Here is a 17,640-nt window from a genome sequence, read left to right as displayed (position 1 = left end):
GGGCGTTATATCCACTGCCTAAACCAAAACTTAACCTTTTCCCAAAATGATATTTGAGGATGGCTGTCTTGTTTGGATGTACTATGAGTATTAACTGAATCGGTACTATTACTCAACTCCCTTTTATCAGTGCCGCTAGGGAACGCCGCGTTCAGCTTATTACAAGTAGGATATTTGGCTTGTAACTGTTTTAAATAATAAGCTTGATCTTCATCAATAAAGCCATCCAGTATGCCAACTTTATAGCTACTGTCATGACCACATTTACCCTCTACTCGATTCCATGCTAAAAAAGGCACCAATGGCTTATCAACTATTAACTTATCATTTTTACAGCTCAGTGTCGCGAGTGATACCACCTTATAGTTTGCTGGCTCATTACCACTGGCCGCATATGCTAAGCCAATAACTAGGTCGTTTGGCTCGATACTTTTCAACTCGAAATAACTTTGCCAGTGCTCAGGAGTAGAATAAGAAAACCCCATTTTAAGCGTACGAAAAACGAAGCGTGGATTACTAAATTGCAAGTCAAAGCCTTTCTGCTGATTATCCATTAGAGTGGGCTGCGATGATTGCAGACGTGCAATAAATACATCATTTGGTGAATGCGGCATACAAGCCCAGACGGTTTTCATGGACAAAAATAGTATGATAAAAATAGGCATGCGATATAAAAAACGCATTTTGTAATCCTTCTTTCACAAGTCAACCCACTGATAGTTTATGTGGTACGAATAATAAGACGATAAATATCACAACATAATGTCCAGAAAAACCAAAGCAATATAGCAGCACATGAACCCAAGCCGATAACAATAGTGCTTATTCTAATACCGCCATCCAGACCCCCATTCCAAATATGAGGTGCAATAGGTGGACCCATCGTAGCAATAAATGCCAAGAAGAACCCTAGCATTACTATAAATCCTGTAATTGTAAGGCGTATCACTATGACTAATAAACTATCGGACCATGTATCTTCTTTTTTATGTTTTAAAAAATCAAGCATAATCTTCCTTTTTGTTGGCTACTTAATTTTCTATCTATTTCCTTAAACTAAGGCTTACGCACTTGCCCAAAAAGAACAATATTGCCCCCTGCTGTCAAATCCGTATAACTAAACTGGGGAGATTTTGATTACGCAGCATGACGATAAAAATCAAACCACGCCTGTCTTAGTGATCTATACCCTAATGAGAGTAAGCGTTATGCAATGAACCGCCCCGACTATATCGGAGAGTGTTTTACTTAAGTCAGGCAGCAATACGTGACAGGATTAAATTTTCATAATACCGCTTTTCAAACTCAAAAGGTGACACATAACCAATCGTGCTATGCAGTCGTGTTTTATTATGCCACTACATACAGAGTCATTTGTCATAACGTTTCTTATAAAGATAAAGATTAGTTCCTCATACAGACATTCAGCTACTAGTATAGCTGAATGTCTAAATTAGTTAACCCTACACTTCTTCAACCTTCCTAAGTTGATTAGAGTAAAGTAATGTATTTAGGTATCTGAATGTACTTCTCTAGCAATCATCCCGTATTGCGCAAACCTGCTGCTAAAGCATTGATACTGCGTACTAAAGTATCTTCAAAAGCAAGATCACCGTTATTACCAGTAGCATCTTTTTGTCTGGCACGTTTTAACAGCTCGATTTGTATATAGTTAATTGGATCTAAATACGCATCTCGCCATTCAAGGGAAGCCGCAAGATTCTGCTGATGCGCCAATAATGAGGTCTGATTAAGCAGGGAGTTTAAACCTGAATAAGTCAGCTCATGCTCGTCAGTCACCGCTTTCATAATCTGTTCACGTAAAGTCTCATCGTCACATAATTGGCTATAGGCATGAGCAATACTCATATCAGACTTAGTAAACGCCATTTCAATATTGCTAATAAACACGTTAAAAAATGGCCAGTAGTCTATCATTTCCTTCATTAATGCTTCATCATCGATGACGCTATGCAGTGCACTGCCAACGCCATACCAAGCTGGCAGTGTAAAGCGCGCTAATGACCAACCAAATACCCAAGGAATTGCCCGCAAGGTTGTTTTACTTGGCAGGCCTTTGTTGCGGTGCGACGGACGTGAACCAATATTTAATAAAGAGATTTCTTGTACTGGCGTCACTTGTGAGTAGAACTGATAGAACCCTTCGGTATGGTCAGTCAGCTGACGATAACGTTGTTCACCCGCGTCTGCTAAACGCGCAAAGAGTGCTTCATAATTTGGTAGTTCAGGCGGTTGCACCACAAATCTTGTTGAGCACGCTTTGAGCGTACCAGTGATGCCCATAGTAAGCTCAAACACAGCAGTATCGGTGTTGGCATATTTGGCATAAAGGACTTCGCCCTGCTCAGTGACTTTAATTTCTCCATGCAGTGTCCCTGCGGGCTGAGCGGCAATTGCATTATGTGTTGAGCCACCACCACGACTGACAGAGCCGCCACGACCATGAAACAGGCGCGTTTTAATACCATACTCAGCAGCAATACGGTTAATGGTTTGCTGCGCGCTATAAAGCTGCCATGCAGACGTAATGATGCCGCCATCTTTTGATGAGTCTGAATAACCTAACATGATTTCTTGGGTATTATCTGAGTGTTGTAGCAACCCTCGATACAGTGGGTTGTCCAACACGGCAGGTAAGATCTTATCGATATTTTTAAGATCTTCGATGGTTTCAAACAAGGGTGCGACGGGTAAGTCAGCAGACAGCTGACCTGCATCATCAACCCTGCATAAGCCTGCAAAACGCATCAGTAGTAAGACTTCTAATAATTGACTGGCATTATTGGTCATCGAAATGACATAACTGCCGAAAGTATCTTGCCCGACCAGCTTACGTAATGTTGCCACTGAGTTCATCAAGGCTAATTGTTCACGGGTTTTATCAGTCAAGTTATCGGTATAGATGAGCGGTGTACCGGGCTTTTCAAGTAAGCGCGTTAGCCATTCTTGGCGCTCAGTTTCAGTGAGCATTTGATAATCTGGCAGATTAGAGGCATTGGCAAAAATATCTGCTATCACCTCGCTATGATAAGAGGACTCTTGACGAATATCGAGCGCTGCCAAATGAAAACCACAGGTTTTGACCAAACGAATCATATCAAGTAATAAGCCTTCGCCATGTGCCGTATCGTGAGTATTGACACTTTTCCGAATGATGCGTAAATCTTCTAACAATTCTTGCGGATTGGTGTAAGCATCTTTTTCAGCCTCGCTATCACTACCTTTGCTTTGAATATGGCTATTAGTCGATTTTATTTTGGCAAGAATAATCGATAACAGTCTTCGGTACGGCTCATTGTTGTAATCGTCAGTATTGTAATCAAAGACTCGTCTATCGAGCTCACGATAACTTTCAATTTTTGTATACACGTCAGGTTCGATAGCGACAATTGTATCGCTGTGAATCAGTTCACGACGCAATTTTTTGATCAACACTTGATAGTGACGCAAGACGGTATTGGCATGCATCAATACGGCCATTTCTGTGGTGTCATGAGTGACAAAGGGATTGCCATCTCTGTCACCACCGATCCAAGAACCAAAGCTCATGAACGCCGGTAAGGGATAGTCTGTTAGCTCAGGATAGATATCAACAATGGCGTCTTTAATATTACGGTAAACTTTGGGAATGGCGCTGAATAAACTGGCATTGAAATAATGCAGGCCATTATTGATCTCGTCATAGACTAAAGGTTTACGCGTCCGTACTTCATCAGATGACCATAATAAATCAATGGTTTGCGCCGTTTGTTCTTTCGCTTGCTCATAGGCGAAACTGTTTTCAGGAAGATTATTCAAAGCATCGCTATGCTTGAATAAACTCTGCAATAGATTCATCGTCGTACGGCGACGCGCTTCAGTCGGATGGGCGGTGAATACTGGGATAAATTTTAGTTGCTCAATCAGCTCTTGCATTTGGGCGGGTTCAATATTGCGCTCACGACATTCAAGCAGCGTACGCCGAAACGAGCCTTCCCAGCTATGTTCCGATTGCATACGCAAGGCTTGACGTTGTTCTCGTAAGTAATTTTCTTCACTGAGATTGGCTAAGAAGAAATAGATAGAAAAGCTGCGGATGACATTTTTTAAGGTTTGGTTGTCTAACGAGGCAATAAAGTCGATGAGTTGTTGCTGGTTCGCTGCGTTAGGCGCCCGGCGTTGCTGGATAAAACCTTGGCGTAGGGTTTCAATCGTGTTGAGTGTTTGTTCGCCCGTTTGCCGAGAAATCGCCTCTCCTAGAAATGAGCCTAATAAGCTGATGCGTTCACGTAGTACGTCGTTATCAATAGTCATCTTTGATCTCCTGATCAAATTCATTCAAATATAGTCGTGCGGTCTTAAATGTAGGTTTTCTATGGTGTAAGCCATTTAACCTGTTTATGTGGATCTCGAAGCTCTCGCTTCTCATCAGCCAAGACGTTGTCAGCTTTATGTATTAATCATTTATTTTTTGGTGATACTGGGTCAGCCATTCCTGTAATGGTATATCTGTCTATCCCTAGTCAGCCAACAATATTATGAGTTTCATTATTACGATTGATGACTAAACTAACGGCTTCAAGTTTAATTCTCCAGCTTTACTAAACAGTCAGAATTAATATCAGCAATCGTTTTGGCACCAGTCAAGGTCATTGCGACGCGTATTTCTTTATCTAGCAGTTCTAACAAATTGCTTACCCCTGCACCGCCATCCGCTGCTAAAGCATAAATAAAAGCGCGCCCTAGCATGCAAATATCAGCGCCCAAAGCCAACATACGCACAATATCTAAGCCATTACGTATACCAGAGTCGGCTAAAATTTTAATCTCTCCTTTAACTGCATCGGCAATAGGAGGCAGAGCACGTGCACTGGATAAAACACCGTCCAGCTGTCGCCCACCATGATTCGATACGACTATGCCGTCGGCTCCAAAACGCACCGCATCTTTGGCATCTTCTGGGTCCAAAATACCTTTGATGACCATAGGCCCATCCCAGTACTCGCGAATCCAATCTAAATCTTTCCAAGAAATAGAGGGGTCAAAGTTATTACCTAGCCAGCCTATATAGTCTTCCAATCCTGTTGGCTTACCTAAATAAGTAGAGATATTGCCCAGATCGTGCGGACGGCCATTTAGCCCTACATCCCATGCCCATTGCGGATGCGTCATAGACTGTAAGTAACGGCGCATAGCAGCATTTTTACCGCTCATACCAGAGTGCATATCTCGGTAGCGTGCCCCTGGTACTGGCATATCTACCGTAAAAACCAAGGTCGAACACCCCGCCGCTTTGGCACGCTCCAAGGCATTTTTCATAAAACCTCGGTCCTTTAATACATAAAGCTGAAACCACATCGGACGGTTAATTTTAGGCGCTACTTCTTCAATCGGACAAACCGAAACTGTCGACATGGTAAACGGAATGCCTTTTTGATCGGCTGCCATAGCGGCCTGCACTTCTCCGCGGCGGGCATACATACCTGTCAGACCCACGGGTGACAACGCGACAGGCATAGACAGAGTTTCATTAAATAACTGCGTCTCGAGACTAAGCAGTGACATATCATTTAGTACACGTTGTCTAAGGGCAATTTTCGATAAATCTTCAACATTATGTTTTAAGGTATATTCCTCATAAGCACCGCCATCTATATAATGAAATAGAAATGGTGGCAGTCGGCGCTTGGCAGCAGCCCTGTAGTCGTTTGGAGATGAAATAATCATACGCTTGCCCTTATTCTGTTAAATATCTATGTAATATTTTTGAATCTCTAATTATTTATTGATTAGTGCTAAACGATGGATGCAATTGGCTTATTTTTGAAGCGGCAAGCTCAACCCACACTCACTATTACACACAGCACGAGCAGTTACGTTTGGTTTTCGACATTTTACCGATGCCGGGATTAAAGCTATTGGTTGGGTCTAGGCTTTTATAGAAATTCTGCAAATCAGGCTCTGCTTCGTATAGATGCCCTACATTATGCTCAGCAGGATATTTGGCTCCGCGTGCGCTCAATAGCTCTAACATCATCTTTTTAACAAGGTGTGCATCACTGCCCTTCTTCAAAATATAATCTTGATGAAACACATAGCAAAAGAAGTGTCCGTAATACAGCTTCATCTCTAAGTGTTTTTCAATTTCTTCAGGTAGGGTTTCAAGCCATTCTAATTCATTACGCGGTATGGCAATATCTAATGCCAATATCTCACCAACTTCTTTTTCATGTATGATTTCATAGCGTAATGCGGCACCGGCTGCCGCAAAACGATTTAAAAGCGCGCTTTCTGACTCTTCCTGGCTACATTCAAAATAGTTACCCGTGTCTGAAGCAGCAAAGAAGGTCTTCAGAAAATCCTGTGCCTCTGCTATCCCTTCATCACTCATTTTTAAGATTAGGTGATGCTCATATTGTTCACGATACTCAATCATGCGCTTCGGTAAATGCTTTGGAAATAGAGTAGCGATGAACTGCATGACTTTGTCAGTAAAATGCTTTGGCATCCATGACCACTTATGAAATTTAGCGTCAATAGCGCCTTTGATAGAAAACAATCTAGGTAAGGCATCTGTGCCGAGATGCTTAATACTTAGGAACGTGTCTTTACCGTATTTAGCGGAGACATCAAATATATCACGATGCATATACTCGCCCACTTCAGGGATATTGTCGAAGCTTGATAGTATCTGCCTTCTGAGCTGTGCAAGCTCACTCACACTGTTAGTGCCTATGTAAAAGGTTTTCTCTTTTGCCGCTATTGGATAAGTGTCAAGACGTACTGCAAACACCGCAAGCTTGCCAGCGCAGCCACTGGCTTCATACAGTCTGCGCTTGTCCGCATTAAAGCGACTGGGCGTGCTTGCATCAACGTCTTTTACTCTGGCGATGTACTCTTTGTCAGATGCGAGCTTGCCACTATCAGGTAATTCTCTTTTATCAAAATTACCATTTTGCAAATTAGTCAGTATTTCTTCTGGCGTATCACCTAGCTCTACGTCTAGATGATTAACCAATACCAGCTGTCCTTGTTCGTTTATTTGGGCAAACAACGCAAGCTCGGTATAGGCAGGCCCTCTTTTGACCAAAGCCCCACCAGAGTTATTAGATATACCGCCAATAATAGACGCGCCTAACGTCGAGGAACCGATGACGGAATGAGGCGCTCTATTGACAGCATTAAGCTGACTTTGTAGCTGATGCAATGTCGCACCAGGCAAGCTGATCACTTGCTCGTTGTCATTCACCAAATACAACTGGTTCATTGCAAGCGTATTAATCACCACAACTGGTCTATCGTAGTCATTACCGCTCGGTGTTGAGCCTTCAGTCAGACCTGTCTTAGCCGCTTGCATGATAATGATGCAGTCGCCTTCAACGCATACTTCTAGGCTACGCCAAATCTCCAGCAGTGTTTGCGGAAATAAAACGGCTAAGGCACTGCCACCACCAGAGCGCCACCCCATTCTATAGTGCTCATTTTTCTCTGGATCAGCCTGTACATTACTAGCACCCAGTAATTGTGTTAGCTTGTCTAGTACTTGATCAGGACTAAGCATGCCTTGAGAATCGCGATTTGACGAAGATATATGATGCTCCTTATCTTGTGATTGTGTGTCATTCATCATGCTAAGGGCCCTTGAAAACCAAAAATGTAAATGGCGGCCATGACGATGATGCCACAGAACAACACATAGTATATGGTGGGTAAAATAGTACGCCTAAGTGTGGCGCCCTCCATACCAAGTAAACCCACCGTTGCTGATGCAGCCACCACGTTATGTATGGCAACCATATTACCGGCTGCCGCACCAACAGCCTGAGCCGCTATGATTAAAGAGGGTGAAATATTTAAGCTCATCGCCGCTTCATACTGAAATTGACTGAACATCATGTTAGATACGGTATTAGAACCCGCGATAAAGGCTCCTAACGCTCCAATGGTTGGACCAATCAATGGAAAAACATTGCCAAAAGTACCTGAAAACAACTCTGCACTGGCGACTGGCATACTCGCCACATCTGATAAGTTTATGCCGGAATTGATAAAAATTCTAACCATTGGAATCGTAAAGATAAGTACAAAACCTGCCCCTAGTACAGTTTTGCCTGATTCTTTAAAGGCACTGTTTAGTGCGCTGACGGACTTTCTAGTTTGAAAAGCGGCGGCAACCAAAGCACTAATTAGTAACAAGCCGCCTGGTAAGTATAAAGGACTAAAACTGGCACTGATATCTGTCTCACCTAAAATCGAGGTTAGGTCTACTGCCACACTGTTAAGTAAAGACTGAAAGCCTGTAAATACTCTTGAAAACACCAGTAAAAGGGCAACCAGTAAATAAGGGAACCACGCCATAAGGGTGGACATCTTCTTATCACTCAAGGTCAGCGTAATATCTTCTTTACTGACCACTAACTTACCAAGCCATTCACTCGGCCAGTTTTTTTGCGGTTCAAAATCCCATATGGTTTTTGGTACCAAAAACCCTCTTTTAGCAGCATTAACAACGATAGTAATACTGACCAAGCCACCGACCAGTGACGGAAACTCTGGCCCTAAAAAAACACCGGTTATCATATAAGGGATTGTAAATGCCAAGCCTGCAAAAATCGCAAACGGCCAAATCGCAAAGCCTTCCCGCCAGCTTTTATTTTTACCAAAGAAGCGAGTGAGCATCATCACCATAAACAGGGGCATAAACGTACCAATGACACCGTGAATAATGGCGACTTGACTGGTAATCAGTTGTAAAAATTCGCCCCACTGTACTCCTTCTTGTGCCAGTTGAGCGCTAATGGCAGCTTTATCTAACCCATCATTTACCCCTATCACAATAGGCGTACCGACCGCACCAAATGATACAGGTGTACTTTGTATCATCATTCCCATCAACACTGCACCCAGCGCCGGAAATCCTACTGCCACCAGCAAAGGCGCTGCAATAGCGGCAGCTGTACCAAAACCAGAGGCACCCTCAAGAAAGCAGCCAAAGCACCATGCAATAATAATGGCTTGCACACGCCTATCTGGCGATACATTGGTAAACCCAGCACGGATAACGGCGATTGCACCAGTATGTTTTAATGTATTCAACAAAAAAATAGCACCAAAGACTATCCACAATACCGAAACCGTAATGACCAAACCTTGAATGATAGATGATGAAACTCGAGTGAGCGTCATATCCCATATAAAAATAGCCAACGCCGCGGTAACCGCTAAAACTATCGGCATTGTTTTTTTGGCTGACCATTGCAAGCCTATCAAAAAAATACCACAGAGAACAATTGGCAGTAATGCCAGTAGACCATATATTGTTTGATTCAAAATCATATCCTTTATTACCGTTTAATCTTCCTTGAACCAAGTCATTAAAGCCTTTATTTTGACGACTCCATGATGACTAAGTTGTATTAAACATTCACAAACAGGGACTGCTAATTGACCCAAGCTGTTTTTCAGACAATGCCAAGCACAATCTCAGTTATTCCATCCTTTACTGTTCAAAATGCCCTAAAGGAGTCTACGCCTTGTTAATAAATAGATATATTGCATCAAAGGAAAATATTATTTTCTTTTTTTGCTATAATCTAAAGCCTATTACCCTAATTGGAGCACAAATATGGTCAAAGCCGACGATATGGTTTTATTTGTCCAAGTTGTTGAAGAAGGGTCATTTTCTAAGGTTGCTGAAAAACTGTCATTAACCAACTCAGTAGTGAGCAAGCGCATTGCAAGATTAGAAGAAAACTTAAATGCTCAGCTACTTTATAGAACCACCAGAAAGTTGAGCTTGACCGACGCAGGCAGGACGCTTTATAACAAAGCTAAAATTGCTAAACTTGCTTTTCAGGAAGCCGAAGATGCGGTAACGGGTTACGGCGAAGATATGAAAGGCAATATACGTATAACCATGCCTGTGGTCTCTGCGAATTTCATATTTAGCAAATCTATTGCCGAATTCTGTAAACAACACCCTGAAGTATCGGTAGAGTTACAAATTACCAATCGATTGGTTGACTTGATAGAAGAAGGATTTGATTTGGCACTAAGGACCGCTGTGCTTGAAGATTCCTCGCTCATTGCAAGGCGCCTGATAGATAGCCAATGGGTGATATGTGCGACGCCAGACTATTTAAAGCAATATGGTATTCCTCAAACTCCTGAAGAATTAGAGAATCATGAGTGCTTGGTCTATAAGTTTGATAATACCTCTAATAACATATGGCCATTATTTATAGACGGCACAGAGCAATTAATATCTGTCCATGGTCGGTTTCATAGCAATCATCTTAGTGCGATTAAACAAGCCGCGCTTAGCGGTTTAGGTATCGCTTTTTTACCACAAGTGTTGATCTATGATGAGATACAGCAAAATACACTCACGCAGATCTTGCAATGTTTTACCAGAAAGAAACTGGGCCTATATGCGGTTTATCCTAAAGCGAGGCAACCGGATCAAAAGTTAAAACTGCTCGTTGCACATTTGCGAGAATCATTACATCAGAAACAGGCTTATTACTACTGAGTAATAAGCCTGTTTCTGATGTCTATAAAAAGAGTAATGGAATCTTAGATTAACATACCAAGTGCAACGCTAATTAATATTATAGAACGCCTGCATAGGCGTTTTAAACCCTAAGCGTTTTCTTGGTCTGTTGTTTAGTTTTTTCTCAATGTCCTGCATCTCATTATCAGAGACTTGTCTAAAGTCACAACCCTTAGGCAAGTACTCTCTGATCAAGCCATTGGTATTCTCGTTGGTTCCTCGCTGCCATGACGCATAAGCATCGGCAAAGAAGAAAGGGCTAAAGAGCTTTTGTTTCACCTTCTTATGCTGAGCAAACTCTTTACCATGGTCAGAGGTAATGGTCTTAACCTGCAACCTCACTGGCTTTATGAGTTCTATCACTGCCTCTGATACTTGCTGTGCCGTTTTATGACCCACACGCTTCATCTTCAGTAGCCCCATTTTACGTTCAACGAGCGTTACAATCGCTTGCTTGTGATGCTGACCGATAACGGTATCCGCTTCCCAGTCACCAATACGTGAGCGTTCTTCAACAATACAAGGGCGTTCATGAATCGAGACTCTGTCATTGATACGACCACGAGTCTCAGCGGTTAGACGTTTACTGTATGGTTTGGCTTTACGTCAGAGACACTGCCATAACTTGCCGCCCTGTCTCTTGTCCTTTCAGATATAGCGATAGATGCTCATGTGGCTAATACCACCATGAAACCCGGCTATTTGTTCAGGACGCAAGTTTTCTTTAAGCTTGTCTGTCACCCATGCCCAGATGTCAGCCACAATAGTTGTGGCGTTGTTAGGCCGTCTGTCACAAGCCTTGTTATTAGCATGCTTTGCTCGGTAACCTCGTAGGCTTTTATTGCGTCTGATTTCTCTCGATATGGTGCTAGGGCTTCTGCCTAATGTGTCAGCTATAAATTTAATACTATGTTCTGCCACTATAAGGGCGTAAATCTGGTATCGTTCCCGTAGGCTTAGATGCGTATAGTTCATGGTTGCAATCTCACTTTGGTCGGTGGATAAAAACTTTGATGCTAGCGCATCTAGGTCTTTTTTTCACCTGCTCTTTGAAATTGCACTTCATGTGTTAATCTAAGGCATTTAAAAAAAGGCCTTAGCATAAGGTTTATTGAACCTCCTATCTACGTGTCATATTAGAAATACCGTACTTAAATAGTTACCTATACTTGTGTCGTTTTTTTTCCTCTGCAATAATGCTCACGTCTAATACATCAAATATAAATATTATAGGCGTTTTATATGAAAAACATGACTAAAGTAATGATGGCAGGTGTTTTAGCAGTAGGTACGTTGGCTGCTGGTTGCCAAACCACTCGTAGCGTGACGGAACCAACCACTCAAGCAATTACATCGAATGCTCTACAAGCTTATAATTGGCAGTTAGTTGACGCTAAGCGTAGCAACGGTGATAAGGTTACTCAGCTGTTCTGCGATCCAGCCAAACCTTTAATTTTAAATTTCATGACTGCTGACGGTGATAACCGCGTTGCTTTTATGAATACCTGTAACAATATGAGCGCTGGATATAGCATTGTGGATGGTAACGTTCAAATTCAAAATGGTATCAGCACCTTAATGGCATGTCCTGAGCCACAAGCTAGTTTTGATACTGCTACACTAGCAACAGTACAAGGTAAATATAGCTTAAGCAAGAGTGGCAACAATCTACCTATTTTAACCATTACCAATGCTAACCAAGTCGCTCAATTCAAAGCTATTTCTAAATAACTACTCCAGGCGTTTATATGAAAAACATGACTAAAGTAATGATGGCAGGTGTTTTAGCAGTAGGTACATTGGCCGCTGGTTGCCGAACCACTCCTACCGTGACCGCTCCAGTAGAACAAACAGTTACATCCAATCTTTTACAATCCTATAATTGGCAGTTGGTTGATGCCAAAGGGACTAATAACGTTAAAGTTCCTCAGTTATTCTTTGATCCAAAGAACCCATTAGTTTTAAATTTCATGACTGAAAACGGTAACAATTTTGTTTCCCTCATGAATACCTGTAATAATTTAGCAGCCGGATACAACGTTGTGAATGGTAACGTACAACTAGGCGGTATAAGAAGTACTCGAATGGGTTGTCCTGAACCCTTGGCAAAATTTGACAAAGCAGCAGCGGAAACAGTGCAAGGCAAATACAGTATAAGTAAAAGTGCTAATAATTCACCTGTTCTGACCATTACTAATGCTTATCAAGTAGCTAGCTTTAAAGCTATTGCTAAATAGGTCTGTCAAATAAGCTGATAAGCTATAAAAAACGCCTCACTATTAATTAGTGGGGCGTTTTTTTAACAACTCAAAGTAGCTATCAAGCCTAGATAACCTCAGGTAATCGCCGTTTCTAGTGAGAACTAGGATCTTTGGCTGTATGTAATAACAGCGATGACCTCACAGCGCACATATTGAGTAGATTAAGCACTTTCTAACTCGACTCCTAAGCTCTATGATAAGCCTTATTTGGCCAAGCTTACTAGGATATTGGGCGGTGTCTAAAAAAGGATAGTCACGCAAGTTATTATCTACGGACTTAACAGCAAAGGACAGTCTCAGTGCGTATAATTGTCTAAAGCTAGATAAAAATTATATTTTTGAGGTTATGGTATGGGATCTGATCCATCATTTCTACTAATAGGAGCTTTGGCAACGCAGGCTAATACAACCAAAGATACTATTCGCCATTACGATGAAATGGGGCTACTAAACTCTCGAAAACGACAAGCGGGTTCTCGCCTATGTACCGAGTTTCATCCAGAATGTATTGAGCGTATTAAAATGATTAAAAGTGCACAGGCTATTGGTTTTACTCTTGCTGAATTTAAAAGCCATCTGAACGATCATTTCAATGGTACTCTCAATATTGATAAAGATTTGATTACTATCTCCGAAAAGCTTGCTGAAGCTAAACGTCAAAAGATCGAGATCATCAACACTATTAACCAACTTAGTGCTTGGTACGCCATTCTAGAAGAAATAAAGACAGATAATATTAGCTTCATTTATCCCATTCTCAACTTCGAAAGTGAACTGTCCCGACTATATCGGAGACTGATCTACTTGAGTCAGGCAGCAATGCCTGACTGATTAAGATTATCCTAATAGCGCTTTTCAAACTTAAAGGGTGCCACATAACGAATCGTACTATCAATCGTATTTTATTAAACCATTACAATCATGAACGCCCATGGGTAATGGCGGTTTTACGCCTATACAAAAACCAAACCATGCATCTTAATGCTATTAATTAAATGCATTATGCATGGGACGATTACCTAACAAGCTGAATGCTGCGTTCCCTAGCAACGCTGATAAAAGCCCTTTGATCAATAGCCCCAAGACTGGCTATAAGCTCAGTCCATTCAATTAAAATACTCACGCTCAAACACCATTCTAGGGGATTTTTAAAGAAAGCTTTTAGCTTTTAGCTTTAAGACATATAGTTATCCTACCCAATTTTTTGTCTAAACCTCATAGATTCAAGAGTAGCAAGCCATATCAAAGGTAGGATAATCAGCGCAGAACCTATTAACAAAGTCATATTTGGTACTTCGTTAAACCATATGATTCCGACCACCACCGCTCCTAATAAACCTGAGTATTCCGCACTAGAGACCTTGTACGCTTCAATGTGTCGGTACACCTGTACGCATATACCCGCATAAATCAAAATGAATACATTTGAACTGGCGGCCGTAATCAATGAGCGCCAGTCAAATGGCTGTCCCTCCCAAATAGCCAAACCAAGCGCGAATGGGATTCCTAATAAATTGGTCAAAAGTAGCGTTTGATAGACAGTATGATGTTGTGGGAGTTTACGAACTAACAGATTGTTTAGCGCCATGGTTACCGCTACTATAAGCGCAAACACCGCCCCTAAATTAATCTGTTTTGGTTGTACAATAACGAGGATACCCGCAAAACCTAACATAGCTACCGCTATAGTTGAAAAGGTTAATCTGTCTTTATAAAATAAAAAACCCAGTGGTAATACAAATAAAGGGGCGGCATAAAAAATAGCGTTCGCAGTCGCGAGAGGCAATACTTGAAGAGACAGTACCATGAATATCACACCTAACAACCAAACGTGACTACGGACAAAGTGCCATTTCATATTACTGAATAACTTGCTCTTTTTATTGATTAAACAAAATGGCAACAGCATTAAAACCGCTGTTAATTGACGAAATAGGATAAATTGATATACCGCCGTCTCAGAGGGCAAGTCCTTTATCAAGGCGTCCGAGAAGACCGCAATGATATTTCCTAGTACCAATAGCGTCATGGCAAATGCAACACTTATCTTTGGCATTCTTATCCTCCCCGCCCTACTTTAAATTCAGAAACTGTTAAAACCCCAATGGGTTCATGCTGATTTAACGATCTGTCAGGCAGTATATTCAAGTAACGGTATGATGTATAATGATATAAAACATATTTAGTATTACCTGAGGTAATAATGGATTTGCCCCCATTGCGTGCCATACAATGCTTCGAATCCGTTGCACGGCTTAACAGCTTTTCAAAAGCAGCAGAAAGCCTCAATGTGACACAAAGTGCCGTGAGTCACCAAATACGCATCCTTGAAGAGTATCTTGGGGAAGCAATGTTTTACAGGCAAGGCCGGACCTTTTCGTTGACAGAGGTTGGTGAGCGTTATTTCACAGATGTGAGTGGCGCATTGGGTCTACTTTCAGATAGTAGTCAGATTATTAAACATGGAAAACCTGGGCATATACGCTTAGCTCTGTACAGTTCAGTCGCAGTGAATTGGTTGATTCCTCGACTAGAAGACTTCTATAGACAGTATCCAGAAATAGAACTCACTTTAGATATGGTTAATCATCCCTCTGATTATAATGAGCAAAGGGCCGATTGTTATATCACCGTCGATCCTCCTCCACATGCTTTCATCAGTAAGTTTTTATTTTCTGAAACTTTATATCCTGTTTGTGGTCAAAAGCTTTGGGAGAAAATAAGAGATAAACCACTTCCTGATACATTGTGGCGGCATCCAATATTGTCCGTGAGATATGCAGATACAAGCGAGAATACAGCGGAGGATTGGCTGCGGTGGTGTAAGGCAGGCGGATTTGAGTTACCGAAGGATATAAAGATAAATCATTTTAGTCATGTACTACTAGCGATAGAAGCCGCACGGTATAATCTGGGAGTTACCCTCGTTAACAACTATATGATGCTAGATCCATCTTATAAGCAGAAACTCATTAGAATTCCAATGCATGAATTACTAACAGGGGATAAATTTTACTTCGTTTACAAGGAATTAAAGAATCATCAGGATGATATTATTAAACTATCTAAATGGTTAGAATCTCAGTGTGAGTAAAGAAATCCTCTATCTTATTTGTTGTTACAAGAAAAACAATGATTTGTTAAGGGATTTCAAAGTGATAAATCTTGTGCGGCAACTATGCTGCGGCCAGCTAATGTATTAAAATTGATAGTAGCTGCATTCATTTGAGCCCCGACTCACCATACGGAGAGTTCAGACAGAGCAATACTGGAAAGAACAGATCATAAAAACTTATATTCCCCATAAATAGTCATCAGTTTTGTAGGATGTTAAATATCATAACCTGATAGGTTCCAATCTAAAAGATAGTAAGCTACTCAATTTTAGTTATTATTACTTTTATGAATAAAAGATAAGCTTGCTAAACCCTAAACTGCTGACTAAATCTATCTTTAACTGGGCTATATATAATGACAATATTAATCATTAGTGATAGCATGGATTTAACTGCAGTGAGCTAGAGGCTATTACAGAGTATCTTGAGTTAAGGATTCAAATAAAATTTTCGAATTCTTCGCTCATAATATTTATTATCTGTTAAAGATTGATTGCTTGATCCTCTAACAGACCGCTTTAAAGCTGCCTTTTAAATCAAATTTAGAAACAATACTAATAGAACGGGTAAGTTGGACACAAAGATATGATAGCTAATATATTTAACTTATCCACTGATACGTTATTTAAGCTTTTAGTAGCCGTTATTTGTGTGCTAATGTTATTAGCACCACTGTACAAATGGAAGTATCGTCCACATAAGGCGCTCACCAAAAGAATACTAATAACTCTTTTTCTAATTCCAGTCTCTTTATATCTTCTAGTAGATACTTTCAACACTAAAGATCAGCAAAAAAATGATCAACTGTTATCGGCTGCTCGTTTTGCTGAAAATGATCGCTCATTAACGAATGAAAGCCATATTCCTACGCCTGACAAGCATGCTTTTGCATCAGCTCTAGAATTGAACAATATTAGAACAAAACAAACTGAGGATAGGCAGACCAGTCTTGCAGAAAAAAAACAGGAGCCTGAGGAAGTTAATCAGTAAGTACGCCTACATTCTAATAATGACCATAGAGGTTTGTAAACGTATGACGGCAACCTACTAATAAGTGCATCTGAATGATTTTTATACTATTTTCACAACTTTTTAGAATATCATAAAGGTCAAAGTGAGCATGGAATAACATAGGGCCACTTTAAAATGAAAGCGATACGTCATAACTATAGTCAGTGAAAAGTAATATCGATACATCACGCGCTACTGATATCAATTTTTCTTGCTTGCTGTGCCTGCGCAGACAGAGGCTACAAAAAATTGATATCAGCAATACCGTAGCGTTTTTAGGATATTTTGACTATATATGCGACTGTTATCAGTTTTTCTTGCTTGTTGTTATCACAAAGGGGAGGAAAAATTTATCCCAGTCGTACTGTATCGATTTTAAAGTAATTCTACTATACCTAAAAAACAACCCAGCATATGAGCTGGGTTATTGATGAAATAAGGCAATATAAAGAGGTGTTTATGCAAGGTCCCGAACCTTAGGCTCGCGCTCCCATAGACGCATTTTAGCGTTATCAATAAAATTTATCATGTCGGATAAGGGTGTGACAAACGCATCTTTTTCAATAGGTAATCTAACCCCAATTCGGGATAAGCGAGAAAGAAGTAAAAAAAGAAGTCCAAATCCGCTAAAGTAAGTTTACCAAGACAAACGATAGCGAAAAGAGGACTTCTTACATGGACAACCTAACCGAACTTTACT

The 17,640-nt window shown here is 40.9% G+C and carries 14 protein-coding genes and 1 pseudogene; 6 read left to right on the top strand and 9 right to left on the bottom strand.

Going from position 1 to position 17,640, the window contains the following annotated elements:
* Positions 1–5: 5 nt before the first annotated feature.
* From KZA12_RS06165 to KZA12_RS06140, 6 genes are all read right to left on the bottom strand, one after another.
* Positions 6–683 carry a hypothetical protein gene (locus KZA12_RS06165; protein WP_256932853.1) on the bottom strand — a complete coding sequence of 226 codons (678 nt, stop codon included), beginning with the start codon at positions 681–683 and terminating at the stop codon, positions 6–8.
* 38 nt (positions 684–721) lie between these two features.
* Positions 722–1,009, bottom strand: a complete 288-nt coding sequence (locus tag KZA12_RS06160) for a hypothetical protein (protein ID WP_218689614.1) — start codon at positions 1,007–1,009, stop codon at positions 722–724.
* A gap of 530 nt (positions 1,010–1,539) precedes the next feature.
* Positions 1,540–4,314, bottom strand: coding sequence for a phosphoenolpyruvate carboxylase (gene ppc, locus KZA12_RS06155; protein WP_218689613.1), 2,775 nt, complete (start codon positions 4,312–4,314; stop codon positions 1,540–1,542).
* A gap of 270 nt (positions 4,315–4,584) precedes the next feature.
* The gene (gene lldD, locus KZA12_RS06150; protein ID WP_068408375.1) at positions 4,585–5,727 is read right to left on the bottom strand and encodes an FMN-dependent L-lactate dehydrogenase LldD; all 1,143 of its coding nucleotides are present in this window, start codon (positions 5,725–5,727) and stop codon (positions 4,585–4,587) included.
* Between the two features lie 127 nt (positions 5,728–5,854).
* Positions 5,855–7,561 (bottom strand): D-lactate dehydrogenase, encoded by a 1,707-nt coding sequence (gene dld, locus KZA12_RS06145; RefSeq protein WP_068408377.1) that lies wholly within the window; start codon positions 7,559–7,561, stop codon positions 5,855–5,857.
* 65 nt (positions 7,562–7,626) lie between these two features.
* Positions 7,627–9,330 carry an L-lactate permease gene (locus tag KZA12_RS06140; protein ID WP_256932852.1) on the bottom strand — a complete coding sequence of 568 codons (1,704 nt, stop codon included), beginning with the start codon at positions 9,328–9,330 and terminating at the stop codon, positions 7,627–7,629.
* 295 nt (positions 9,331–9,625) lie between these two features.
* On the opposite strand from KZA12_RS06140, the gene KZA12_RS06135 reads away from it, so the two are divergent.
* Complete coding sequence (locus KZA12_RS06135; RefSeq protein ID WP_218689611.1) at positions 9,626–10,531, top strand: LysR family transcriptional regulator; 906 nt, start codon at positions 9,626–9,628, stop codon at positions 10,529–10,531.
* Between the two features lie 69 nt (positions 10,532–10,600).
* On the opposite strand, the pseudogene KZA12_RS06130 reads toward KZA12_RS06135, so the two are convergent.
* A pseudogene (locus KZA12_RS06130) lies at positions 10,601–11,143 on the bottom strand (IS30 family transposase); the annotation flags it as partial.
* Positions 11,144–11,200: 57 nt separating this feature from the next.
* Positions 11,201–11,527: a helix-turn-helix domain-containing protein gene (locus KZA12_RS06125; protein ID WP_218689610.1), complete on the bottom strand. Its 327-nt coding sequence runs from the start codon at positions 11,525–11,527 to the stop codon at positions 11,201–11,203.
* 267 nt (positions 11,528–11,794) lie between these two features.
* Between KZA12_RS06125 and KZA12_RS06120 the strand changes: the two genes are divergently transcribed.
* From KZA12_RS06120 to KZA12_RS06110, 3 genes are all read left to right on the top strand, one after another.
* Positions 11,795–12,283: an META domain-containing protein gene (locus KZA12_RS06120; protein WP_218689609.1), complete on the top strand. Its 489-nt coding sequence runs from the start codon at positions 11,795–11,797 to the stop codon at positions 12,281–12,283.
* Positions 12,284–12,300: 17 nt separating this feature from the next.
* Positions 12,301–12,789 (top strand): META domain-containing protein, encoded by a 489-nt coding sequence (locus KZA12_RS06115; RefSeq protein ID WP_218689608.1) that lies wholly within the window; start codon positions 12,301–12,303, stop codon positions 12,787–12,789.
* Between the two features lie 411 nt (positions 12,790–13,200).
* Positions 13,201–13,644, top strand: coding sequence for a MerR family transcriptional regulator (locus KZA12_RS06110; protein WP_256932851.1), 444 nt, complete (start codon positions 13,201–13,203; stop codon positions 13,642–13,644).
* A gap of 361 nt (positions 13,645–14,005) precedes the next feature.
* Here KZA12_RS06110 and KZA12_RS06105 read toward each other — a convergent pair whose 3' ends face one another.
* Complete coding sequence (locus KZA12_RS06105; RefSeq protein ID WP_218689606.1) at positions 14,006–14,869, bottom strand: DMT family transporter; 864 nt, start codon at positions 14,867–14,869, stop codon at positions 14,006–14,008.
* A 147-nt stretch (positions 14,870–15,016) separates the two neighbouring features.
* Here KZA12_RS06105 and KZA12_RS06100 point away from each other — a divergent pair, with 147 nt between their 5' ends.
* The gene (locus tag KZA12_RS06100; protein WP_218689605.1) at positions 15,017–15,907 is read left to right on the top strand and encodes a LysR substrate-binding domain-containing protein; all 891 of its coding nucleotides are present in this window, start codon (positions 15,017–15,019) and stop codon (positions 15,905–15,907) included.
* Positions 15,908–16,514: 607 nt separating this feature from the next.
* Positions 16,515–16,919 (top strand): hypothetical protein, encoded by a 405-nt coding sequence (locus tag KZA12_RS06095; protein ID WP_218689604.1) that lies wholly within the window; start codon positions 16,515–16,517, stop codon positions 16,917–16,919.
* Positions 16,920–17,640: the final 721 nt, after the last annotated feature.

This window comes from Psychrobacter sp. BF1, assembly GCF_019279065.1.
In the GTDB taxonomy this organism is placed as follows: domain Bacteria; phylum Pseudomonadota; class Gammaproteobacteria; order Pseudomonadales; family Moraxellaceae; genus Psychrobacter; species Psychrobacter urativorans.
This window is presented reverse-complemented; position numbering and strand designations above follow the sequence as displayed.